Source organism: Pseudorhodoplanes sinuspersici, assembly GCF_002119765.1.
Classification (GTDB): domain Bacteria; phylum Pseudomonadota; class Alphaproteobacteria; order Rhizobiales; family Xanthobacteraceae; genus Pseudorhodoplanes; species Pseudorhodoplanes sinuspersici.
This window is the reverse complement of sequence record NZ_CP021112.1, coordinates 1776487-1798225: the sequence shown is the minus strand read 5'-3', so window position 1 is coordinate 1798225 and position 21739 is coordinate 1776487. Positions and strand designations below refer to the sequence as shown.

Here is a 21739-nt window from a genome sequence, read left to right as displayed (position 1 = left end):
CCGTATCTGGCCAATGCCCTCCTTCGTGGATGAGACGGCCAGACCACGGCGCGGCGAAAATAACAGGTTCAAAGCTCTGGCGGGCGAAACGGCAACACTCGGCCGGCTCGGCACGCTGGAAGTGCGCCTCGCGAGCAGCGCCGCCGATATTCGTCGTGCGCAGCGGCTGCGCTATCGTGTGTTCTTTGAAGAAGGCGAGGCCTCAGCGACCATTGGCGCACGCATCCTGCAACGCGATTCGGATGCCTTCGATGCCATTTGTGATCACCTTCTGGTCGTCGACCACGCGCATCGTACACCGCTCGGCCCGTCCGTTGTCGGCACCTATCGCCTGCTCCGTCAGGATGTCGCCGATGCCCATGACGGCTTCTACACCGCGAACGAATTCGATGTCGGCGCGCTGGTATCGCGCCATCGCCATCTGAAATTTCTCGAACTCGGCCGCTCCTGTGTTCTCCTGCCCTATCGCAACAAGCGTACGGTCGAGCTGTTGTGGCATGGCATCTGGGCCTATGTGGTGCGCAACAAATTCGATGTGCTGCTCGGCTGCGCTAGCCTCGACGGCATCGATCCCTATGCCCTGTCCTTGCCGCTCTCGTTCTTGCATCACTTCGCGCAGGCGCCGGAGATCTGGCGCGCGCAGGCGAAGCCGGAACGCCGCATCGACATGAACCGCATGTCCCGCGCATCGATCGATCAGCGTGCGGCGCTGCGTACTTTGCCGCCGCTGGTCAAAGGCTATCTGCGGCTCGGCGCCTTCGTCGGTGATGGCGCCGTCATCGATTATCAGTTCGGCACCACCGACGTGCTGATCGTGCTGCCGGTGTCAGCCATCAACGCGCGCTATATCGAGCATTTCGGCGTCGAGGCCGACCGCCACGCGGCTTGAATTCGAATGGATCCCGTTCGTCCCCGCGAAAGCGGGACCCAGAGTCAAGATCCCGGATTCCCGCTTACGCGGGAATGAACGGACAGAGTGAACCCAGCCCGAAAGCATTCTCACAACCTTCGCAGCGCGACCTCGTCGATCAGATGCTGCGCGTTCTTGGTCAGGATCAGATCGGCGCGCAGCCGCGTCGGCAGGATATTCTCTTGCAGATTGAGAAGGTTGATTCGGTTCCAGATGCTCTTCGCGGTCGCGACCGCTTCATCGTCCGACAGCCGCGAATAGCGATGGAAGTACGACATCGGATCGCGGAATGCGGTGAGCCGCAGCGCCAGGAAGCGTTCCACATACCAGCGCTCGAGCACGTCGTCCGTCGCATCGATGTAAACCGAGAAATCGAAAAAGTCGGACACGAACGGCACCGCCTTGCCATCCTTCGGCGGACGGCCGGTCTGCAGCACGTTCAAGCCTTCGACGATCAGGATGTCCGGCCGGTCGATCTCGATCCATTCATTGGGCACGACGTCGTAGACGATGTGCGAATAGATCGGCGCGCGCATCGGCCGGCGGCCAGCCTTGATGCCTGACAAGAAGCGCAACAACTCCGGCAGGTCATAGCTTTCCGGAAAGCCTTTCCTCTCCATCAGCGCTTCGCGTTCCAGCACCGCGTTCGGATAGAGAAAGCCATCCGTCGTCACGAGATCGACCTTCGGCGTATTCGGCCAGCGGGCGAGCAGCGCCTGCAGCACACGGGCCGTCGTGGACTTGCCGACGGCGACCGAGCCGGCCACGCCGATGATGTAGGGCACCTTCGAATCCTCGGTGCCGAGAAAGCTTTGCTGCACGCGAAACAGCCGCTGCGACGCCGCGACATACATCGACAACAGGCGCGACAGCGGCAGATAGATGTGCTCGACCTCCTCCATGTCCAGGCGGTCGTGCATCGAACGCAGCACCGCGACCTCTTCCGGGTTCAAGGTCATCGGCGTATCGGCGCGCAGCGCGGCCCATTCGGCACGGCTGAAGCTGCGATAAGGCGACACTTCCGGTTCGATACGCTGTTCCATCATTCGCTCTTGAGCCGCGTTTTCCGGCTGCTGAATTCTTATTCGCGCGGCCGTGAGGCCTTTTCCTGCAATCCGGACTGGCCAACGCGGCCTGCCAGTTCAGCCTGCACCTCGGACACCGTAATGCCGCGCGCTTCCAGCACCACGACGAGATGATACAGGACATCGGCTGCTTCCGAGATCACCCGCTCGCGATCCTCAGCCACCGCCGCCAATACGACTTCGACCGCCTCTTCGCCGAACTTCTTGGCGCAATGGGGCACACCCTTGTCAAGCAGCTTGCGGGTATAGGACACCTCCGCGCTGGCCTTCGCGCGCTCCTTCACCCGCTGGGCGAGGTCTTCGAGAGTAAAATTTTTGGCTTCGGCTGGCACGTTCGTCTCCGGGGCATCCGCAAGCACCTTCCCTCCGCTCGTCCCCGCGAAAGCGGGGCCCAGTCTGGATTCCCGCTGGAGTTTACACTCGGGCTGCGCAAAGCGCCGACCCGGATGCGGGAATGAGCGGCAAACGGTGCTAACGCCCGAATAGCGCAATTCCTTCCTGTTGCCCACCACTTGGCGGCATGCCCGCATCGCGTTAACGGTGATGCACCGGGAGGTCACAACGTGCCCTATCAAGAACACTTCGAAACGATCGCCGGATGCAAGGTCCGGATCATGCGCGGCGGCAGCGGTGAAAAGCTGCTTTTTCTACATGGCGCGCGCGGCGCCTCCGCCTGGCTACCCTTCATGGAGGCGCTGTCACAGCGCTTCGACCTAATCGTTCCGGAGCATCCGGGCTTCGGCGGGTCGGAGACGCCGGACTGGCTCGATAACATCGGCGACCTCGCCTATTTCTACCTCGACCTGATCGACGCCCTGAAACTGCAGCGCGTCAATCTTGCCGGCGTGTCGCTTGGCGGCTGGATCGCCTCTGAAATCGCGGTGCGCAACGACAGCGCCTTGAAGACGCTGACGCTGATCTGCGCCGCCGGCATCCATGTGAAGGGCCAGCCCAAGGGCGACATCTTCATGTGGTCGCGCGAGGAATTCATCCGCAACATCTTCCATGAGCCGCGCTTCGCCGAAGCCATGCTGGCCATGGCGCCGACCGACGATGAGCTCTTTGCCGAAATGAAGAACCGTCTTGCCACCGCAAACCTCGGCTGGCAGCCGCGGCTCTACAATCCCGATCTGCACAAATGGCTACATCGCATTACCGTGCCAACGCTGATCGTCTGGGGCGATGACGACAAGGTGATCCCGCCCGCTTACGGCACGGCTTTCCAGCAACTCATTCCCGGCTCGCGCCTCAAAATCATGAAAAATGCCGGCCATACGCTGCAGATCGAAAAGGCGGATGAGCTGGCGGCACTGATGACGTCGTTTATCGAGACCCACTAGCTGTCGTCCTCGCGAAAGCGGGGGACCCATAACCACAGTTCCAAATGATGAAACACGGTCGAATATCCATCGAACCGTCTCGGCGTCTAGGTCCCCGCTTTCGCGGCGGCGACAAAACATAGTGTCACAGTGGAGAAACAAGCGATGAAATTCTTCTTCTTCCACCTGATGCCCTATGCGGCGCTCGATCCCGACTACGATAAAAAGTACAACTCGGCCTGGGTCACGCTGCCGAACAGCTATTACGATCCGAAGATCGGCCATCAGCTCTACAACCGCTATCTCGATGAACTCGAATATGCCGACACGATGGGCTTCGACGGCATCTGCGTGAACGAGCATCATTCCAATGCCTATGGCATGATGCCGATCCCCGGCGTGATGGCGGGCGCACTCGCGCGGCGCACGAAGAATTGCAAGATCGCCGTGCTTGGCCGCGCACTGCCGCTGCTCAACAATCCGCTCACCGTCGCCGAAGAATTCGCCATGCTCGATACCATCACCGGCGGACGGCTGGTGGCCGGCTTTGTGCGCGGCATCGGTGCCGAATATCACGCCTGGGGTGCGAACCCCGCGGAATCGCACGACCGCTTCCATGAAGCGCATGACCTGATCATCCAGGGCTGGACGAAACCGGGACCATTCGCGTTCGAAGGCAAATACTATCATTTCAACTATGTGAATGTATGGCCGCGGCCTTATCAGCAGCCGCATCCGCCGGTCTGGATTCCCTCGCAAGGCTCGCGCGAAACCATCGAATGGGCCGCGCATCCCGATCGCAAGTACACCTATCTGCAAACCTTCTCACCGGTGCAGGCGTTGGCGCGCTACATGGCGATGTATCGTGAGACCGCCGACCGCTACGGCTGGCAAGCGGGACCGGAGAATGTCGGCTGGGCGATTCCGACTTACTGCGCCGAAACCGACGAGATCGCCAGGCGCGAAGCCAAGCCGCATATCGAATTCTTCTTCAACAAGCTGTTGCGCATGCCGCAGGAGATGCTGCTTCCGCCAGGCTATCTGTCTCTCGCCTCGATGCAGGGCGTGATGGCTGCCAAGCGCACATTGTCCGGCGGCGTGCAGACCATCGACGACCTGATGGAAAAGGCGATCTTCCTGTGCGGCAGCCCGACGACATTGCGTGAGAAGCTCGAAAAGTACCAAGCAGAGATCGGCTTCGGTTATCTCCTGCCGACCATGCAATTCGGCACGCTACCACACGAACTGACGATCAAGAGCACCGAATTGTTCGCCAAGGATGTGATCCCTTACTTCCGCGGCAAGGCCGACAGGCAGCCAGCGAAACAGGCGAGTGCTTAGATCGTCGCTCCTGATAACTGTGCCCGCTCCCCTTGCGGGAGAGGGCGCAATAACCGGCGTTGCTCTCAGTGCTAGCCAAATCTGCACGCGCACGGCATGATGGCGTGAACGCCACTGCATAATCACAAGAACACTTTGGAGGATTTGATGTCGCCATTCCTGCGCATTGCCGCAATATTCATTGCACTCACGTCATTGGCTCATGCCCAGGATTTTCCAACCAAACCCATCAAGCTGATCGTACCATTCCCGCCAGGCGGACCGAATGACATCATCGCCCGCGTGGTCGCTGCGAAAATGCAGGAGCTGATCGGCCAGCCGATCGTCATCGATAATCGTGGTGGCGCCGGTGGCGTGATCGGCACCGACGCGGTCGCCAAGGCCGAACCGGACGGGCACACGATCGCCATCACCTCAGCCGGTGCGCTCGCGATCAGCAAAAGTCTGCAGCAGAAAGTGCCTTACGACTCGCTGAAGGACCTGAAACCGGTCACGCTGGTCGCCAAAGTGCCGGAATTGCTGGTGGTCGCTAACAACGTGCCCGCGTCAACAATGAAGGAACTGCTGGAGTTGGCGAAGTCGAAGCCCGGCAAACTGAATTTCGCATCGACCGGCCCGGGCAGCATGCCGCATCTTGCCGGCGAATTGTTCAAGATCACCGCCGGCATCGACATCGTGCATGTGCCCTACAAGGGTGCGGCCCCGGCGGTGAATGACATCATCGGCCAGCAGGTGGAGATGGTGTTTCTCGATATCCCGGTGCTGCTGCCGCAGGTGCGGTCCGGCAAGGTGAAGCCGATTGCGATCGGTAGCCGCGAGCGCGTACCGTCGCTGCCGGAGGTGCCGACCACCGGCGAAGTCGGCCTGCCGCAGATCGAAGCCGAGAACTGGTATGGCATGGTCGTGCCGGCGGCAACCCCGCCTGCAGTGGTTGCCAAGCTCCACAAGGCCACCGTTGACGCGCTTAAAGCCGCCGAGGTGAAGGACAAGCTGGCGGGTCAGGGCGCGATCCTGGTCGGCAATACGCCGGAGGAATTCGCCGCCTATATCCAGAGCGAGATCGACAAATGGGGGAAGGTTGCCAAAGCGGCGAATATCAAGCCGAACTAAAGTCTCGAGGAAATCATTACGCATATCCGCTCGTCCCCGCGAAAGCGGGGACCCAGACTCTGGATTCCCGCTTGCGCGGGAACGAGCGGAGAAATTGGAAAGCATGACCTCCGCCTCTCCCCTCCGCTTTACTGCCAGCGAACCCAGCATCTGCTACACGCTCGATGGCGCAGGATCGCGAAGCCTGATCGCGATCCATGAACTCGGCGGCAACCTCAACAGCTTTGCCGGGATCGTGCCGCATCTAGAGCACGACTTCCAAATCCTGCGTTACGATCAGCGCGGTGCGGGACTGTCGGAAAAGCCGCGGCAGTCTTTCACTTTTGCCGATCACGTTGCCGACCTTGAACGCGTGTTGGATCATGCTGGGATCGCGCCACCCCATTATCTTCTGGGTCTTGCCGCTGGCGCGGCGATCGCCTTGGCCTTCGCGCACAAGCATCCAAAAGATAGCGCGGCCCTCGCGCTCTGTGCACCGGCGCTGTCGGTGAGTGCGGAGCGCCGCACGTATCTTGAAACCCGGACGGCGCTGGCTGAACGCAAAGGCATGCGCGCGGTCGAAGGCGATACGCTGTCACGCTCCTATCCCGAACGCTATCGCGAGCGCCACCCGGCTCGCTTTGCCGCCTATCGGGCACTCTTTCTTGCGAACGATCCGGTGGGCTATGGTCATATCAACATGGCCTTTGCCGACGCCGATATCGCCGAGGCCATTGCCGCCTTGCGCGCGCCATGCCTCCTGCTCGCGGGTGAGCATGACGCATTGCGGCCACCGGATCAGGTGAAGGCAATTGCGGGACAGATCGAAGGCGCGCGTTTCGACATGATCGATTCAGGCCACATCATGCCGGCGCAGGCACCGGAGGCGATGAGCAACGCCGTTCGCGCTTTCTTTCAATCGGCCTGACGACTGGCGGCTTGCAGCATGAAGCGGCGCAGCAGCAGATGCGTTGGCCAATAAACGAGGATCGGCAATCCGAACAGCAGCCCGGCGAACCAGACATCCGGCGGCACCCATGCTTGCGGAGCGTGATCGCTGAAGCCCCACACATAGTTTATATTGACCGGCATCAGGCCCGGCTTGGGCTGCGGCGGCGGCAGGAAAAAATAACAGATCGGCAGCACGATGAAGGACAGCAGAGTCCAGGCCGGCAGCGCGCGACGGTCATAGCCGATACGCCAGACAAGATAGAACAGAAGAAACGGCAGCCAGCCGTGGAAGAGCGACAGCCCGCGCAAGAACAGCGAGCGCTGCGCTTCGAACATATAGTCGGTCATGCCGGTGACAGGCAGGCCGGCGACATTGGCGATGAAATCGATCACCCAGACCAGTTGCGGCAACAGAATCCCGACCGCGCCCATCGAAATCAGCAGCGGGCTCTCGAGCCAGATTCCGGCGAGCGTCAGCAGCAATGCGATATCGCAAAAATACAGAAAGTTCGTCGGTCCGTACCGGTAGAGATAAACCGGAATCATCACTGCCATGAAGGCGGTGTAGACAAGCTTGAGCCAGAGCGGAATGCGATGCAAAAGCGTCAAGTCGCTGCGTACGGATTTTTCCACGCGCCGGCCTTCCGTCCGGCGAGCAGCCAATAGACAAAGCCGCCGATGATCCCGGCTGCAGTGACAAGCTGCAGGCCGTAACCGACCGGCGAAATGTCGGTCGTATTTTCAAGCTGCAGCGAGATGTCGGAACTATACCAGGCGATCGCCGCGATCAGGCCGCCGCCGATCGCGTAATAAAAGATCGAACGCAGATCGAAGGTCTCGGCAATCGCAACCAGGATCACGGCGGGCACGAAAGCTGAAGCGCCGGCGAAACTGGTCGCGAAAAACGCGGCGGTGAAGAACACGAATTTCTCGATCGGATCGGAGCTGTTGGCGAATAATTCCGGCGCCATGACGCCGATCGCCAGCGCGATTCCGGCGGCGATGAAGGAGAAGATCAGCGCAAAAAGGATAACGAAGAAACGGGCGAAAAATGACATGGCGGAGCCCCCGATAGATTCTCTTTAGAGCCACGCGCACAACTCTGTCCACTCCCTCCCCCTGCAGGGGGAGTGTTGGGGAGGGGGTCTACACAGAATTCGAGATGCCCCCTACCCGTCCGCCTTCGCTTCACTCAGGCGAACGACCTCCCCCTTTCAGGGGGAGGTGAAGCAAGGGTTAGTCCGTCATCGCCATGGCGCGCAGGGCCATGCGCTCGCGGGCCGACAGCTTTTCGGTCTCACTCTTCAGTTGCCCGCAGGCCGCCAGGATATCGCGGCCGCGCGGGGTCCGCACCGGCGAGGCATAGCCGGCATTGAACACCACTTCGGAAAACTTCTCGATCTGTTCCCAGTCGGAGCATTCGTATTGGCTGCCGGGCCAGGGATTGAACGGGATCAGATTGATCTTGGCCGGAATGCCCTTCAAGAGCCGTACCAGTTCCTTCGCCTCGGCGAGCGAATCGTTGACACCCTTCAGCATGACGTATTCGAAGGTAATGCGGCGCGCATTCGACACGCCGGGATAGTTCCGGCACGCGTTCAGCAATTCCTTGATCGGATATTTGCGGTTCAGCGGCACGAGTTCGTCGCGCAAATCGTCGCGCACGGCATGCAGCGAGATCGCCAGCATGCAGCCGATCTCCGCGCCGGTGCGGGCGATATTCGGCACCACACCCGAAGTCGACAGCGTGATGCGTCGCTTCGACAGCGACAGGCCATCGCCATCCATCGTCACATGCAGCGCATCGCGCACGGCATCGAAATTATAGAGTGGCTCGCCCATTCCCATCATGACGATATTGGAGACGCAGCGCTCGCCTTCGGTCGGCAGCCCCGGACCTGTCGCCCGTGTCTGGCCGAGGAAATCGCCGAGCCTGTCGCGCGCGACCATGATCTGGCCGACGATCTCGCCGGGCGTCAGGTTGCGCACCAGCCGCTGGGTGCCGGTGTGGCAGAAGGAGCAATTCAGCGTGCAGCCGACCTGGCTCGACACGCATAAGGTGCCGCGGTCGCTTTCCGGGATGTAAACGCACTCGATCAGATGCGGCCGCTCGCCGGGGTTTTCGCTCGCCAGCTTCAGCAACCATTTGCGCGTGCCGTCGGCGGAGACCTGCTCGGTCACGACTTCGGGCCGCTCGAGCGTGAAATGCTTTTCGAGTTCGGTCCGCAGATCCCTCGCGATGCTCGACATCGGTGAGAAATCCTGCGCGCCGCGCACATAGAGCCAATGCCAGATCTGCTGCGCGCGCATCTTGCGCTCGCGCTCGCCGACGCCGATGCCAGCCAAGAGATCGATCAGGCCGGAGCGCGACACACCGACCAGCGAGGGCTTGTCGGGGGCGACATAGACCTCAAGCGGGGTCTTTTCGAGCGGGGCTGTGGCGGCGAGTGCGGTCATGGCCGGTATATAGGGGAGCGAGCCAGATTTGCCGAATCCTGTCCCGGGGCGCGGCGCAGCAGGAAGCGGTGCGCCGCAGAACCGGGACACGAGACCGGGTCAAGCCCGGCAATGACCAAGAAAAAGCCTGGGCGCCGGTGGCGCTAGCGGCACTCCTGCGATGCACGATCAAGGGCCTGACTGACACCCTTCAACGAGAACACATCGGTGGTCTTGGTGCCGCGGCTGGATTCGCCCCGCACCGTGATATCGGCACCCCGGCGCATCGCCTCAACCAGCCGCGCTTCTTCGGCGGCATTCTTCACCCAGGCACCGTCATTTTGCGTATACATGGCGAAGTTGGTGTTGCCGACTTCAGCCGTGGCATCGACATTGGCCTTGAGCGGATAACCGAAGATAACGGAAATCTCCTCCTTCACCTTCTCGGCTGGCCGTGTCGATACGAACAGCCAGGCGGGATCACGCGGCCGGTTCGGCGGGTTGGTCTCAGAAGCGTTGGGCTTGGCCAGCGCGAAGCAGATTTTCTTGCCGCCGGGCGAGGCAGTATAGGCCCCCCAATCACCGAATTGACCGAGAAGCTGCGCTCCCGCCGTCGGTGATTGCGCGACTGCCGCCCCGCCGGTAAGGCCCGCCAGCGCGATCACACTGGAGAGGCCGAGATAAAGAGGGAATCCTCGGAAGACAGTCATCGCGCGCACCTTGAAAAAAGAGTCGGGACTGGACGATTCGGAATCGTCCCCAAGACGTTATCACAATTGGGCTTTTGCAATAATAAGTGAAAATCGGCGATGTCATGGCGTGTGCGTACCTTCTCCCAATTCCGGCGAGGACGTTTCGCCGCAGTCCAATACCGACATCGAAGCAAGACCGGATCGAACATGAAAGCCATTCTCTGCCACCGCTACGGCGCCGCCGACGAACTCGAACTCGGCGAATTGCCGGAGCCGCAAGCCGGCGGCGGCGAAGTCGTCGTCAAGGTCGCCGCGGCCGCGCTGAACTTCTTCGACACGCTGCTCATCGCCGGCAAGTATCAGATCAAGCCAGACTTTCCGTTTTCACCGGCGGCCGAATTTGCCGGAACGGTGCACAGCATCGGACAAGGTGTAACAGGCTTTAAGCCTGGCGATCGCGTGATGAGTTATTCCGCCTATGGCGCGGCGCGCGAATACGTCGTTGCAAAAGCATCGCGACTGGTGCGCGTGCCTGACAATCTCGATTTCGAACGCGCCGCAGGACTTTCCGTCACATACGGCACGACGATCCATGCGCTGAAGGATCGCGCGATGATGAAGTCGGGAGAAACGCTGGCGGTTCTCGGTGCTGCCGGTGGCGTCGGCCTGGCTGCCATCGAGATCGGCAAGCTGATGGGCGCTCGCGTCATCGCCTGCGCATCGTCGGATGAGAAATGCGAATTCGCGAGGAAGCACGGCGCCGATGAGACCGTGAATTACGGCCGCGACGATCTGCGCGCCGAACTCAAACGCATCGGTGGCCAGCACGGCATCGACGTGATCTACGATCCGGTCGGCGGCGATTATGCCGAACCGGCCTTGCGGTCGATCGCCTGGAGGGGACGCTATCTCGTCGTCGGCTTTGCCGCCGGCGAGATTCCGAGAATGCCGCTCAACCTTCCGCTCCTGAAAGGCTGCGACATTGTCGGCGTGAGCTGGGGAAACTTCACCGAGCGTGAACCGGAAAAGCAGGCCGCCAATATGGATGAGATCGTGCGCTGGTGTGCCGACGGCAAATTGTCGGCCCATGTGCATGCGGTTTATCCGCTCAGTGAGACCGCGCAGGCGTTGAAGGACATTGCCGCGCGCAAAATCATGGGCAAGGCGATATTGAGAATCTAGGACACGCTGGTGTTTTCTCCCCATCCTCATGCTGAGGAGCATCGCAAAGCGATGCGCCTCGAAGCATAGGGTGGCCGAGATAGGGGCCGCCGCTCCTTCGAGACGGGCGCTCCGCGCCCTCCTCAGGATGAGGCGGACGAGGTGATGTTATTCCGCAGTCTCAAGCTTCCGCCGCGCAGCCTCACGATGCTCGGGGCGAATGGCATCGATCACCACCTTCATGGCGGTGGCGAGAACGGCGGCATCGTCGGTGAAGCCGAGGATCGGCAGGATGTCCGGCACGCCGTCGATCGGCAACACGAAATAGGCCAGCGCACCCAAGAGGATCACCCGCACCTGCATCGGCGTCTGCCGGTCAAAGGCGCAGTAATAGGCGGCCAGAAGGTCCTCGGAGAAAGGCAGCTTGCCGGCGACGCGCGCAACCTTGGGCCAAAAGCCCTTGCGCACCGTCTGCTCGTTGGCGGCAGCATCCGCCGCAGCCGTTTCGAACACGGTTTCGTCCATGGTTGCAGCTTTTGCTTTGGAACGGGCCATCAGCACCTCCCAATCCTATCGGCCCCATAAATGGCCCCTGGCCGAGGCCGGCGCAAGTCAATGCCCGCCGCCGTTAAGCATGGAACCGGTCCGCCCGCGCGACCACGAAATCGAGGAAGCTGCGCGCCCGCAGCGACATCCAGTGCGTCTCCGGATAGACGGCATGCAGCGGCAGCGCCGCGACTGCAAAATCCGGCAGCACGACCTCCATCTCGCGGCGTTCCAGGGAGTGCGTCGCACTCCAGGCCGGCACGACGGCAATGCCGAGATGTTCCAGCACCGCCTCGCGCATGGCATCGGCATCGTCGACAATCACCGAGCCGGACACCGCAATGACATGCCGTCCATCCTCGGATTCGAATGTCCATTGACCGGCATTGGCGAGCCGCGAATAGACGATGCATTCGTGCTGTTTCAGGTCGTCAGGCGTGCGAGGCCGCGATCGTTTGCGGAAATAGGCCGGTGTCGCGACGAGATACCGGCGAACAGTTCCAATGCGCCGCGCCATCAGTGAACCTGATTCGAGTTGCCCAATGCGCAGCGCCAGCTCGACGCCTTCTTCCACGAGATTGATCGTACGTTCGCTGAAGCGCAGATCGATCTTCACGTCGGGAAACGCCGACACGTATTCCCTGACGAGCGGCATCATATAGTGGCGTCCGAACGACGATGGCAGGCTGATGCGCAATATTCCGGAGGGTTTGGCGGGCGCATCCTTGATGCTCGCCCGCGCAGTTTCGAACGCACTTAACACCTGTCGCGCCAGATCATAGACGCGATGCGCTTCTCGCGTCGGCGTCAGCTTGCGCGTTGTGCGCATGAAGAGTTGCGAGCCGAATTCTTTCTCCAGCAACGCGATGCGCTTGCTGATCGCTGGCTGGCCGAGGCCGAGTTCTTTGGCTGCAGCAGAAAAGCTGCCGCCTTCCATCGCCCTGACGAACGCTCTGAGACAATCGATCCGGTCCATCGATCAATTCCCACTCGGAATAAATCTTATTCTGTTCATTCCGTATACGCCAGCCTGGCTCCTGAATAAGCTCGAGGCCAACAAAACGAAATTTTAGGGAGGGTGGACGTGAAGCGGTCAATTGGAATCGTCGGAGCGGGTGTCGGCGGTTTGCACCTTGCCTTGTATCTGCAGCAGCACGGCGTTGACGCGACCATCATCACCGATCGCGCGCCGGATGAATATCGCGACTCACGTCTGCTCAACACCGTCGCGCATCATCACGTGACGATCGCACGGGAGACGGCGCTCGGCATCGACCATTGGTCTGATCCGAAGTTGTTCTATGCCTATCATGACCATTACTTCAATTTTCCGGAACCATTGCGTTTCCGCGGCGACTTCACGCGCCCAAGTCGCGCGGTCGATTACCGCATCTATCTGCCGACGCTGATGGAGGACTTCATGCGGCGCGGCGGCAAAATCGAATATCGCCGCATCGAACAGGATGACATCGCGCCTCTGGTGAACCGGTTTGACCTTCTGGTCGTATCGACCGGCAAAGGCGCGCTCGGCGAATTGTTCACATACAGGCCCGAGCATTCACCGTACGCGCAGCCGCAACGCCGATTGTTCGTTGGCCTGTATAAAGGCATCAGACAGCCTGAGCCCATGAATGTCACACTGTCGGTCTCACCCGGCCATGGCGAGATGATCGTCATCCCGACGCTGACCTTCGACGGGATGGCCAATGCTTTGCTGATGGAGAATGTGCCGGGCGGCGATCTCGAGGAACTGGCGACGCTCAACTATGAGAAGGACCGCCAGCATTTTCTCCGAACATTGTTGAGCAAGCTCGAAAAACATCATCCGACGACCTATGACCGGATCGATCGATCGCAATTCGATCTCGCACAGCCGCAGGATTATCTGCAGGGCGGCATCGTTCCGACGGTGCGCAACACCACCGTCGTGTTCGACAGCGGCAAATGCGCCATCGCGCTTGGCGACGTGCATTCGGTCGTCGACCCGATGATGGGCCAAGGCGCTAACATGGCATCCTATGCAGCCTTCGTGCTCGGCGAAGAAATCGTCAAGGCACACGCGCTGGATGTCCGCTTCTGCGAGACCGTCGATCTGCGGCGCCAGGACCGCGTTCTTGCTGCGGCGCGCTGGACCAACCGGATGCTGGCACCACCGTCGCAAGCCATGGGCGCGCTGATCGTTGCGATGGCGCAGAACAAGGCGTTGGCCGATGAATTCACCGAGAACTTCAACTATCCCGAAAACCAGTGGGATCGCATCGCGACGCCGGAGCGCATTCACGCCTGGCTGAATCGTGTATCCTCGGCGAAGGCCGCATCCCATATTGCGGCTGCCTGAAGAACACGTCCAAAGGAAACGCCGCAATGCACTGCCTGACTGTCGTCTATCAGCGTCCCGACGATCCTGAGCATTTCAAGTCATACTATGCGAAAACCCACTTTCCGCTGGCGCGGCAACTGCCCGGTCTGAAATCCTGCTCCTACGCCTATCCGGCTGCGATCGGCCCCGCCGACAATGTGCCCTTCTGCATTTTCCAGGCCTGGTTCGACAGCCCGGAAGCGATGGGCCAGGCGATGCAATCGGACATCGGCAAGACGGTTGCGGCGGACGTACCGAACTACTCACCGAAAGGCGCGACGATTTTCCATTTCGCACAGGAAAATTGAGGTCACGTCTTCCCTTAGATCCGTTCGTCCTCGCGAAAGCGGGGACCCAGATTCTGGATTCCCGCTTGCGCGGGAATGAGCGGGGCTAGGCTCCCGCCAGCTTGTCCATCGCCTGCGCCAGCGCGATGTCCTTCTCGGTCAGCCCGCCGGCATCGTGGGTGGACAAAGTCACCTCCACGGTCTTGTAGACATTCAGCCATTCGGGATGATGGTCGCGCTTTTCGGCGATCAGCGCAGCGCGCGTCATGAAGCCGAAAGCTTCGTTGAAATCCTTGAAGACGAATTTACGAAAGATCGCGTCGCGCTCCATCAACTCGGTCCAGCCGGGAATGGAGGCCAGCGCCGTCTTGCGCGTCTCGCCGGTCAGTTTCACAGCCATCTTGCCTCTTTCTCGGTGCCTTTAAGCCCTCACCCTTCGACAGATCAGTGTCGCACCGCTCTCGAATTTCACCGGCCGAGACATTAGCTTGTTTCCTGAACGGTTCGAAACCGAGAGAGTTGCATCGTGAGGGATTTATGGGCTGGTCGCTGAATATCGGATCGGTCGCGGGCACCGCCGTCCGCATCCACATCACCTTCCTGCTGTTTCTCGTCTGGATCTTCGGCGCGAGCTACGTCTCCGGTGGGGCCGGCGTGGCCTGGACCAGCCTTGTTTTCATCGTCCTGGTTTTTCTCTGCGTGCTGCTGCACGAGTTCGGACACATCTTCACCGCACGCGCTTTCGGCGTTCAAACGCCGGATGTCGTGCTGCTGCCGATCGGCGGCGTGGCGCGGCTGGAGCGCATTCCGGAAAAGCCCTCCGAAGAATTCCTGATCGCGATTGCCGGCCCGCTGGTGAATATCGTCATTGCCGGTTTTCTGCTGCTGTTTGCCGGTGCTGATCTCACATCGAATGCGGCCGTCGCAGCCGTCGATAACGCCAGAATTCCGATGGTCGATCGTCTTGCCGCGGTGAACCTGTTTCTGGCGCTGTTCAATCTCATTCCCGCCTTTCCAATGGATGGCGGACGGGTGTTGCGGGCTGCCTTGAGTGCGCGGCTCGGCTTTGTGCGCGCCACCGAAATTGCCGCATCGATCGGACAAGGCTTCGCGTTCCTGCTCGGCTTTGTCGGGCTGTTCTATAATCCGATCCTGATCTTCATTGCGATCTTCGTCTATCTCGCCGCGGCCTCCGAAGCCCATATGGTGGCGTTGCGATCGGTATCGCGCGGCGTACCGGTGCTTAGCGCCACCATGACCAAGATCGCAACCCTCACCCCGGACGCGCATATCGACGAGGCCGTTCAGGTGTTGCTGCAGACGAGCCAGAGCGAATTTCCCGTCATCGACGACGCGCAGAAGCCGGTCGGCCTCCTTGGCCGCGCAGACATCATCCGCGCGCTGAAGGAGCTGGGGCCGGACGCCCGCGTCAGCCAGGCCATGAGCACAGCGATCCCCATCGTCGACCGCCGCCGCCCGCTGGATGAAGCGGTCCGCCTCCTGCAGGAGAAATCCGCGCCGGCCATCGCCGTGGTGGAACCGGACGGCCGCCTCGTCGGCCTCATCACCACCGAAACCATCGGCGAGCTGATGATGGTAAGCCAGGCCATGCCCGAGGGCTTCCAGCTGGGCTCGAAAGGCGGGCCCTGGGGCCGGCCGGCCCAGACCTGAAGGGAATTCTGACAATTCGTTCAGAAAAGCATCATAAAACCATAATTGACCCGGAAGGGAGCTTTCGAGGGGTTTTTCCAGACATAGCCGTGCGAGGCGATCACCTTGGGCCTCGCGCCCAGAACAGCGGTCATGAACGTTCACTATCGCCATGTGAAGTTTTTGCCGCCGGCCGACGAATCGCCGCCCCGGTTGACCTTTCGGGACCGTATGCGGCGGATGTTTCAGCACACGGCACTCATCGTGATCGGCCTTCTCCTTGCCGCCACAGGCGCCGGAGCCGTCGTCGCTTACATCCAGTCGCGGCCGGCGACGCTGAAAATCGCTGTCGGGCCCGGCGATGGCGAAGACGCCCGTATGATGCAGGGACTGGCGCAGCATCTGGCGCGCGAGCAGGCCAGCGTCCGGCTGAAGATCGTGCGCGAGAATGGTCCGGCTGAAAGCGCCGAGGCGCTGGACCGCAATGCTGTCGATCTCGCCGTCGTCCGCCGCGATCTGGCGATGCCGAAAAACGGACAGGTCATCGCCATCCAGCGTCACGACATTGCGGTGCTGATGGTGCCATCGCCGCAAGAAACACCGTCCGCTCCAACCGTCGCAGCGAAAAATGCGCGCAGCACCAAGGTGCGGCCAAAAGCGAAGACAGCTGCAAAGACGGATGCCGGCGACGCGGAAACGGCAACCAAAAAGCCTGAAGCCATCACCAAGATCGAGGAGCTGAGCGGCAGGACCATCGGCATCATTGGACACGCCCCGGCCAATGTCGCCATGCTGCACACCATTCTCACACAATCGGGAATCCCGCCCGAGACGGTGCAGGTGATCCAGTTCTCGCCGGAAGACCTGACGACGCAACTGCGAGCTGCGAAATTCGATGCGCTGCTGGCCGTCGGTTCGGTCGGCAGCAAGACCACGGCGGAGGCCGTCGCCGCGATCTCGCATGGCAAGGAGCCGCCGACCTTTCTCGAAGTCGGTTCGTCGGAAGCGATCAAGCAGCAGAAGCCGGTTTACGAATCGACAGAGATTCCAGCCGGCGTCTTCGGCGGCTCGCGACCGGCGGAAGCGGTCGAGACCATCGGCTTTGCCCATTACATCGTCGCCAACCGCACCATGGACGAGAAGGTCGCCGGCGATTTCACCCGCTGGCTGTTCGCGGCCAAACAGGCGCTGGGCAGCGACATTCCGACCTTCACCAAGATCGAGGCTCCGGACACCGACAAAGCCGCGAGCCTCGCCGTGCATCCAGGCGCTCTTGCTTATCTCGAAGGCGAGCAGAAGACCTTCTTCGACCGTTACAGCGACACGCTCTATTGGGGCCTGATGCTGATGTCGTTCGTCGGCTCGGGCGCCGCCTGGCTGACGAGCTTTGCCCGCACCAGCGCTTCTGCCAGCAATCGCAATGACCTGGAGGCGCTGATCGCGATGATCGGACGGGCCCGCACCGCCGATGACACGCTGGAACTCGACATCCTCCGCACCGAGATCGACGACATCATGGCCCGCGCCATCCGCCAGTTGGGCGCTGGGAAACTCGGACAGAACCGCGCCGACGCCCTCAAACTGGCCGCCGAACAGGTCCGCCACGCGATTGCGGAGCGGCAGGCCGCGCTGGATGCGTTGGATGCGATCTCCTTGAAGGCCCACGCTCTGGCTCCAGTTGTTTAGCCGCCCTTACCCTCCCCCTTGTGGGGAGGGTCGAATGCCGACGCTGAAAGCGGAGGCGTTGGGGGGGTAGCAGCGGTGAATAACAGCAATTACCCCCACCCCGCCTCGCTATGCTCGGCGACCCTCCCCACAAGGAGGGGGGTAGAACAAGACGCGCGAAATCGGCCCTGTTCTTTCGCCGGCGCGGGCGCGCCCGTATTCCAATCGCCGCTTCATGCCCCTCAAGAGAAGGGCGCGCGGAACGCCGGGCTCTCAGCCTGCCCGCGGCCCCATGCGCAAAATGGAAAGCGCATGAGATTGGGTAGCACCACGAACCGCCGAAAACGTCGGCGTCCCGCGCGCGGTGTGTGACGGTCTGCTCCTTCGTCCCCGGTGGACAATCCTCCACCGTATTCCTTGCCGGGCGGCCAGCCCGACGGAGCGAAGGCTTGAACCGGCCTTGCCGCAGGTTACGTCCGCCTGCGCCAAGACCACCGCTCCCCGCCCCGCGTCTTGTGACGCTTGATCAGACGCCCCTTCAACGGGACGGGATAAGAGACTATATTCCTATTTTCGCGGGAATGTCAAGCCGGGATTTGTGATGGCATTCCGGGGCGCAGCCTCGCTGGCAAGTTTACGCAGCCAGCGTAAACTTGGCTGCGTGCTGCGAACCCGGAATCCAGGAATCGCACTGACGGAAGAAAGGACTGGATTCCGGGCTCGCTGCTGCGCAGCGCCCCGGAATGACAGCGGCTAATTAAACAGCCTACCCCGCAACCAGAGCCGCGTGCTCCGCCTGCGCCGTTTCCGCCGGATAGACCGTCATCGGCAGCGAATCGTAGCCTCTCAATGTGTTGTTGTAGGATAGCGTTGGCTGGCCGACCTCGAACCGATCGACGCGATTGAGCAATTCCGACAACAAGGCGGTAATCTCCATCTTCGCCAGATGCATTCCCGTGCAGGTATGAATGCCGTAGCCGAATGACAGATGATCGTTAGCCTTGCGCGTGATGTCGAATTGGTCCGGGTTATCCCATTTGCGCTCGTCTCGATTGGCTGACGCGTAGAGCACCAGCAGCCGGTCGCCTTCCGGAATGGTGACGTCCCCGAAAGTCGATGCGGTGCGCACATAGCGGCTGAACAAACGAATCGGCGCCTCGAAACGCAGCGCCTCGTTGATGGCATTCGGAATAAGCGCGCGATCGGCCTTCAGCAATTGCCACTGATCGGGATGCTCGCCCAGCAATTTGAGAAGATGGCCGGTGGCGAAGATCGTCGTATCGAGACTTGGCCCGATATATTCGCGCATCATGCCCGGACATTGCTCGACCTTTATCTCGCCGCGCGCCGCCGCCTGATAAATCCTGTCGGCCCATCCGTCGGGCTTCAGACGGCCCGGAACCGCGTCGTTGATGCAGAACTGATGCAACTCGCGGATTTGCGGCAACGCGTTTTGCCCGAGTTCATTCATGGGCCCCATGGCGTTGAACGTCGCCGCAGCCCATCGGATCATGGATTGCTTTCCCTCTTCGGGAAGGCCAACGAGATCCGACACAATCGTCAGCGGCAGCACATGCGCGACATCCGCCATGCCGTCGACATGGCGCTTGGTGCAGATGTCGTCGACCAGCTTGCGCGCGGTGTCCTCGATCGTTGCCTGAATTTCCTTCAGCCCGCGCGGCAGCAGCGGCTTGCTGGTGATCCGGCGGATTTCGTCGTGCAACGGCGGATCGCTGGTCAGCGAATTGGCGCGGCCCGGCCCCGAGGTGGCCTCGTTCACCGCCGGATCGATCGCCACGCCTTTCGATGTGGTGAAGGTGCGGTAGTCACCCAGCACCTGCTTCACTTCGTTGTAGCGGGTGATGCACCAGACATTGTGTTTGGTGAGCCAGACGGCCGGACCGATGTCTCGCAACGCCCGAAAGGCGGGATAGGAATTTTCGATAACAGGGGTGTCGAAAAGATCGATATCCGAGGAAGGGCGTCGTTGCATGCAGCAGACCCTCGCGTCAGGCGCCGGAAACCGGGCGGTGCATGGATGCTGAGCGAGAATATTTATGGGAACAAGCGGCGAAATTTTTATCGATTTATGCGCGTTTGTTATCAATCCCGGAGAATCCGGAGCCCAGGCACCGCTCCCTCCCAAAATACTCTGGGTCCCCGCCTTCGCGGGGACAAGCGGAAAAGGCGAGGCTGGAACCCTACAGATTAAAATCCTAGTTAAGCCCAAATGCGCATCACTTAAGCCTTTGGTTGCGTCGGGGCGCGTCCTGACTATATTGCGCCGCAATAGCAGCGGACCCCCATAAACAGAATGGGTCCGCGTTTTTGTTTTTGGACCCAGCATATGAACCTCCGTAACGTCGCGATCATCGCGCATGTCGACCATGGCAAAACCACACTGGTCGACCGCCTCCTGCAGCAATCCGGTACGTTCCGCGAGAACCAGCGCGTCACCGAACGCGCGATGGATTCCAACGACCTGGAACGCGAGCGCGGCATCACCATTCTCGCCAAGGCGACGTCAGTCGTCTGGAACGACATCCGCATCAACATCGTCGATACGCCGGGCCACGCCGATTTCGGCGGCGAGGTCGAACGCATCCTCAACATGGTCGATGGCGCGATCGTGCTGGTCGACGCCGCGGAAGGCCCGTTGCCGCAAACCAAGTTCGTGGTCGGCAAGGCGCTGAAGATGGGCCTGAAGCCGATCGTCGCGATCAACAAGGTCGATCGCCCCGACGCGCGCGCCAACGAAGTCGTCAACGAGGTGTTCGATCTGTTCGCCGCGCTCGACGCCACCGACGAACAGCTCGACTTCCCGATCCTTTACGGTTCGGCAAAGGAAGGCTGGATGAATTTCTCCGAAGACGGCCCGAAGGACGAAGGCATGAAGCCGCTGTTCGATCTCGTCGTGCGGCATGTGCCGGCGCCGAAGATCGAGGAAGGTCCGTTTCGCCTGCTCGGCACCATCATGGAATCCAACCCTTACCTCGGCCGCATCATCACCGGCCGCATCTTCTCCGGCACTGTGAAGCCGAACCAGATGGCGAAGGTTCTGGATCGCGACGGCAAGGTGATCGAGGAAGGCCGCATCTCCAAGGTGCTCGCCTTCCGCGGTCTCGAGCGCACGCCGCTCGATGAGGCCGAAGCCGGCGATATCGTTTCAATCGCGGGTCTTCCGGAAGCGACCGTTGCCAACACCATCTGCGCGCCAGACGTGACCGAGCCGCTGGCCGCGCAGCCGATCGATCCGCCGACGCTGGCGATGACCTTCCGCGTCAACGATTCCCCGCTCGCCGGCACCGAAGGCTCGAAGGTGACCAGCCGCATGATCCGCGATCGCCTGCTGCGCGAAGCGGAAGGCAACGTCGCGCTGCGCGTTTTCGAATCCGACGACAAGGACGCGATGGAAGTCGCCGGACGCGGCGAATTGCAGCTCGGCATTCTGATCGAGACGATGCGCCGCGAAGGCTTCGAACTCTCCGTGTCGCGGCCGAAGGTTCTGCTCCGCCGCAACGACGCCGGCCAGCTGGAAGAACCGATCGAAGAAGTGGTCATCGACGTCGACGAAGAACATTCCGGCGTGGTCGTGCAGAAGATGTCGGAACGCAAGGCCGACATGATCGAGATGAAGCCCTCCGGCGGCGGGCGCACGCGCCTTGTGTTCTACGCACCGACCCGCGGCCTGATCGGCTATCAGGGCGAACTTCTGACCGACACGCGCGGCACCGCGATCATGAACCGCCTGTTCCATGATTACGCGCCGTTCAAAGGCGAAATCGCCGGTCGCCGCAACGGTGTGTTGATCTCCAACGATCAGGGCGACGCGGTCGCTTACGCGATGTGGAAGCTGGAAGATCGCGGCCCGATGATGATCGAACCCGGCTGGAAGGTCTATCGCGGCATGATCGTCGGCGAACATACGCGCGACAACGATCTCGAAATCAACGTCTTGAAGGGCAAGCAGCTCACCAACATCCGCACCACCTCGAAAGACGAAGCGGTGCGGCTGACGCCGCCGATCCGCATGACGCTGGAAAAGGCTTTGTCCTACATCCAGGACGACGAACTGGTCGAAGTCACGCCGAAGTCGATCCGGCTGCGCAAGAAGCTGCTCGATCCGAACGATCGCAAGCGCGAAGAGCGCCGCAAGGAAGCCGAAACGGTCTAGGCCACCTCACCAAGACATGCAGGCTGCGCCGTGCAAGGCGCGGCCTGCAGCTTTTTTGACCGACGATGCAAATC

General features: G+C 61.1%; 21 protein-coding genes. 11 read left to right on the top strand and 10 right to left on the bottom strand.

Annotated elements, in window-relative coordinates; translation table 11 throughout:
• The first annotated feature begins 13 nt into the window (after positions 1-13).
• Positions 14-889 (top strand): l-ornithine N(alpha)-acyltransferase, encoded by an 876-nt coding sequence (gene olsB / locus CAK95_RS08815; RefSeq protein WP_425349702.1) that lies wholly within the window; start codon positions 14-16, stop codon positions 887-889.
• Between the two features lie 110 nt (positions 890-999).
• Here olsB and coaA read toward each other — a convergent pair whose 3' ends face one another.
• Positions 1000-1953 (bottom strand): type I pantothenate kinase, encoded by a 954-nt coding sequence (gene coaA / locus CAK95_RS08810; protein WP_086091292.1) that lies wholly within the window; start codon positions 1951-1953, stop codon positions 1000-1002.
• Between the two features lie 38 nt (positions 1954-1991).
• The gene (locus CAK95_RS29880) at positions 1992-2327 is read right to left on the bottom strand and encodes a phosphoribosyl-ATP diphosphatase (protein ID WP_245303681.1); all 336 of its coding nucleotides are present in this window, start codon (positions 2325-2327) and stop codon (positions 1992-1994) included.
• 231 nt (positions 2328-2558) lie between these two features.
• Between CAK95_RS29880 and CAK95_RS08800 the strand changes: the two genes are divergently transcribed.
• The 4 genes from CAK95_RS08800 to CAK95_RS08785 all read left to right on the top strand — a co-directional run bounded on the left by CAK95_RS08800 (position 2559) and on the right by CAK95_RS08785 (position 6672).
• The gene (locus tag CAK95_RS08800; RefSeq protein WP_086087576.1) at positions 2559-3335 is read left to right on the top strand and encodes an alpha/beta fold hydrolase; all 777 of its coding nucleotides are present in this window, start codon (positions 2559-2561) and stop codon (positions 3333-3335) included.
• 144 nt (positions 3336-3479) lie between these two features.
• The gene (locus tag CAK95_RS08795; RefSeq protein WP_086087575.1) at positions 3480-4655 is read left to right on the top strand and encodes an LLM class flavin-dependent oxidoreductase; all 1176 of its coding nucleotides are present in this window, start codon (positions 3480-3482) and stop codon (positions 4653-4655) included.
• A gap of 147 nt (positions 4656-4802) precedes the next feature.
• The gene (locus CAK95_RS08790) at positions 4803-5765 is read left to right on the top strand and encodes a Bug family tripartite tricarboxylate transporter substrate binding protein (RefSeq protein ID WP_086087574.1); all 963 of its coding nucleotides are present in this window, start codon (positions 4803-4805) and stop codon (positions 5763-5765) included.
• A gap of 103 nt (positions 5766-5868) precedes the next feature.
• Positions 5869-6672 (top strand): alpha/beta fold hydrolase, encoded by an 804-nt coding sequence (locus CAK95_RS08785; protein WP_086087573.1) that lies wholly within the window; start codon positions 5869-5871, stop codon positions 6670-6672.
• Here the strand turns inward: CAK95_RS08785 and CAK95_RS08780 are convergent.
• The 4 genes from CAK95_RS08780 to CAK95_RS08765 form a co-directional block, all read right to left on the bottom strand.
• Positions 6660-7250: a hypothetical protein gene (locus CAK95_RS08780; protein WP_245303802.1), complete on the bottom strand. Its 591-nt coding sequence runs from the start codon at positions 7248-7250 to the stop codon at positions 6660-6662. The genes CAK95_RS08785 and CAK95_RS08780 overlap by 13 nt on opposite strands.
• Positions 7251-7300: 50 nt before the next feature.
• A complete protein-coding gene (locus CAK95_RS08775; protein WP_086087571.1) occupies positions 7301-7753 on the bottom strand; it encodes a hypothetical protein in 453 nt (150 codons plus the stop codon).
• 178 nt (positions 7754-7931) lie between these two features.
• Complete coding sequence (gene rlmN / locus CAK95_RS08770; RefSeq protein ID WP_086087570.1) at positions 7932-9152, bottom strand: dual-specificity RNA methyltransferase RlmN; 1221 nt, start codon at positions 9150-9152, stop codon at positions 7932-7934.
• A gap of 143 nt (positions 9153-9295) precedes the next feature.
• The gene (locus tag CAK95_RS08765) at positions 9296-9841 is read right to left on the bottom strand and encodes an invasion associated locus B family protein (RefSeq protein WP_120265417.1); all 546 of its coding nucleotides are present in this window, start codon (positions 9839-9841) and stop codon (positions 9296-9298) included.
• 189 nt (positions 9842-10030) lie between these two features.
• On the opposite strand from CAK95_RS08765, the gene CAK95_RS08760 reads away from it, so the two are divergent.
• The gene (locus CAK95_RS08760) at positions 10031-11005 is read left to right on the top strand and encodes an NADPH:quinone oxidoreductase family protein (RefSeq protein ID WP_086087569.1); all 975 of its coding nucleotides are present in this window, start codon (positions 10031-10033) and stop codon (positions 11003-11005) included.
• 147 nt (positions 11006-11152) lie between these two features.
• Here the strand turns inward: CAK95_RS08760 and CAK95_RS08755 are convergent, their stop codons facing one another.
• On the bottom strand, positions 11153-11509 hold the full coding sequence (locus CAK95_RS08755) for a YkvA family protein (RefSeq protein WP_086091290.1): 357 nt from the start codon (positions 11507-11509) through the stop codon (positions 11153-11155).
• Positions 11510-11612: 103 nt separating this feature from the next.
• Positions 11613-12506 (bottom strand): LysR family transcriptional regulator, encoded by an 894-nt coding sequence (locus CAK95_RS08750; RefSeq protein WP_086087568.1) that lies wholly within the window; start codon positions 12504-12506, stop codon positions 11613-11615.
• A 108-nt stretch (positions 12507-12614) separates the two neighbouring features.
• Between CAK95_RS08750 and styA the strand changes: the two genes are divergently transcribed.
• Entirely contained in the window at positions 12615-13868 is a 1254-nt protein-coding gene (gene styA, locus CAK95_RS08745) for a styrene monooxygenase subunit StyA (protein ID WP_086087567.1), read from the top strand.
• A gap of 26 nt (positions 13869-13894) precedes the next feature.
• Entirely contained in the window at positions 13895-14197 is a 303-nt protein-coding gene (locus tag CAK95_RS08740; RefSeq protein WP_086087566.1) for an EthD family reductase, read from the top strand.
• An 85-nt stretch (positions 14198-14282) separates the two neighbouring features.
• Here the strand turns inward: CAK95_RS08740 and CAK95_RS08735 are convergent, their stop codons facing one another.
• Entirely contained in the window at positions 14283-14576 is a 294-nt protein-coding gene (locus tag CAK95_RS08735) for a 4a-hydroxytetrahydrobiopterin dehydratase (protein ID WP_086087565.1), read from the bottom strand.
• A gap of 137 nt (positions 14577-14713) precedes the next feature.
• Here CAK95_RS08735 and CAK95_RS08730 point away from each other — a divergent pair, with 137 nt between their 5' ends.
• Together CAK95_RS08730 and CAK95_RS08725 are read left to right on the top strand one after the other, a co-directional pair.
• Positions 14714-15847, top strand: coding sequence for a site-2 protease family protein (locus CAK95_RS08730; protein WP_086087564.1), 1134 nt, complete (start codon positions 14714-14716; stop codon positions 15845-15847).
• Positions 15848-15979: 132 nt separating this feature from the next.
• Complete coding sequence (locus CAK95_RS08725) at positions 15980-17512, top strand: TAXI family TRAP transporter solute-binding subunit (protein ID WP_086087563.1); 1533 nt, start codon at positions 15980-15982, stop codon at positions 17510-17512.
• Between the two features lie 745 nt (positions 17513-18257).
• Here the strand turns inward: CAK95_RS08725 and CAK95_RS08720 are convergent.
• Positions 18258-19484, bottom strand: a complete 1227-nt coding sequence (locus CAK95_RS08720; protein ID WP_086087562.1) for a cytochrome P450 — start codon at positions 19482-19484, stop codon at positions 18258-18260.
• A gap of 354 nt (positions 19485-19838) precedes the next feature.
• Between CAK95_RS08720 and typA the strand changes: the two genes are divergently transcribed.
• A complete protein-coding gene (typA, locus tag CAK95_RS08715; RefSeq protein ID WP_086091289.1) occupies positions 19839-21665 on the top strand; it encodes a translational GTPase TypA in 1827 nt (608 codons plus the stop codon).
• The last annotated feature ends 74 nt before the right edge of the window (positions 21666-21739 follow it).

What these genes read in the sequence shown, in the direction of transcription:
- typA (WP_086091289.1), top strand. Translation starts at nt 19,839, where the DNA reads ATGAACCTCCGTAACGTCGCGATCATCGCGCATGTCGACCATGGCAAA.
- CAK95_RS08790 (WP_086087574.1), top strand. Translation starts at nt 4,803, where the DNA reads ATGTCGCCATTCCTGCGCATTGCCGCAATATTCATTGCACTCACGTCA.
- CAK95_RS08760 (WP_086087569.1), top strand. Translation starts at nt 10,031, where the DNA reads ATGAAAGCCATTCTCTGCCACCGCTACGGCGCCGCCGACGAACTCGAA.
- CAK95_RS08730 (WP_086087564.1), top strand. Translation starts at nt 14,714, where the DNA reads ATGGGCTGGTCGCTGAATATCGGATCGGTCGCGGGCACCGCCGTCCGC.
- CAK95_RS08765 (WP_120265417.1), bottom strand. Translation starts at nt 9,841, where the DNA reads ATGACTGTCTTCCGAGGATTCCCTCTTTATCTCGGCCTCTCCAGTGTG.
- CAK95_RS08795 (WP_086087575.1), top strand. Translation starts at nt 3,480, where the DNA reads ATGAAATTCTTCTTCTTCCACCTGATGCCCTATGCGGCGCTCGATCCC.
- olsB (WP_425349702.1), top strand. Translation starts at nt 14, where the DNA reads ATGCCCTCCTTCGTGGATGAGACGGCCAGACCACGGCGCGGCGAAAAT.
- rlmN (WP_086087570.1), bottom strand. Translation starts at nt 9,152, where the DNA reads ATGACCGCACTCGCCGCCACAGCCCCGCTCGAAAAGACCCCGCTTGAG.
- CAK95_RS08755 (WP_086091290.1), bottom strand. Translation starts at nt 11,509, where the DNA reads ATGGACGAAACCGTGTTCGAAACGGCTGCGGCGGATGCTGCCGCCAAC.
- CAK95_RS08775 (WP_086087571.1), bottom strand. Translation starts at nt 7,753, where the DNA reads ATGTCATTTTTCGCCCGTTTCTTCGTTATCCTTTTTGCGCTGATCTTC.
- coaA (WP_086091292.1), bottom strand. Translation starts at nt 1,953, where the DNA reads ATGGAACAGCGTATCGAACCGGAAGTGTCGCCTTATCGCAGCTTCAGC.
- CAK95_RS08720 (WP_086087562.1), bottom strand. Translation starts at nt 19,484, where the DNA reads ATGCAACGACGCCCTTCCTCGGATATCGATCTTTTCGACACCCCTGTT.
- CAK95_RS08735 (WP_086087565.1), bottom strand. Translation starts at nt 14,576, where the DNA reads ATGGCTGTGAAACTGACCGGCGAGACGCGCAAGACGGCGCTGGCCTCC.
- CAK95_RS08725 (WP_086087563.1), top strand. Translation starts at nt 15,980, where the DNA reads ATGAACGTTCACTATCGCCATGTGAAGTTTTTGCCGCCGGCCGACGAA.
- CAK95_RS08780 (WP_245303802.1), bottom strand. Translation starts at nt 7,250, where the DNA reads ATGGCAGTGATGATTCCGGTTTATCTCTACCGGTACGGACCGACGAAC.
- CAK95_RS08785 (WP_086087573.1), top strand. Translation starts at nt 5,869, where the DNA reads ATGACCTCCGCCTCTCCCCTCCGCTTTACTGCCAGCGAACCCAGCATC.
- CAK95_RS08750 (WP_086087568.1), bottom strand. Translation starts at nt 12,506, where the DNA reads ATGGACCGGATCGATTGTCTCAGAGCGTTCGTCAGGGCGATGGAAGGC.
- CAK95_RS08740 (WP_086087566.1), top strand. Translation starts at nt 13,895, where the DNA reads ATGCACTGCCTGACTGTCGTCTATCAGCGTCCCGACGATCCTGAGCAT.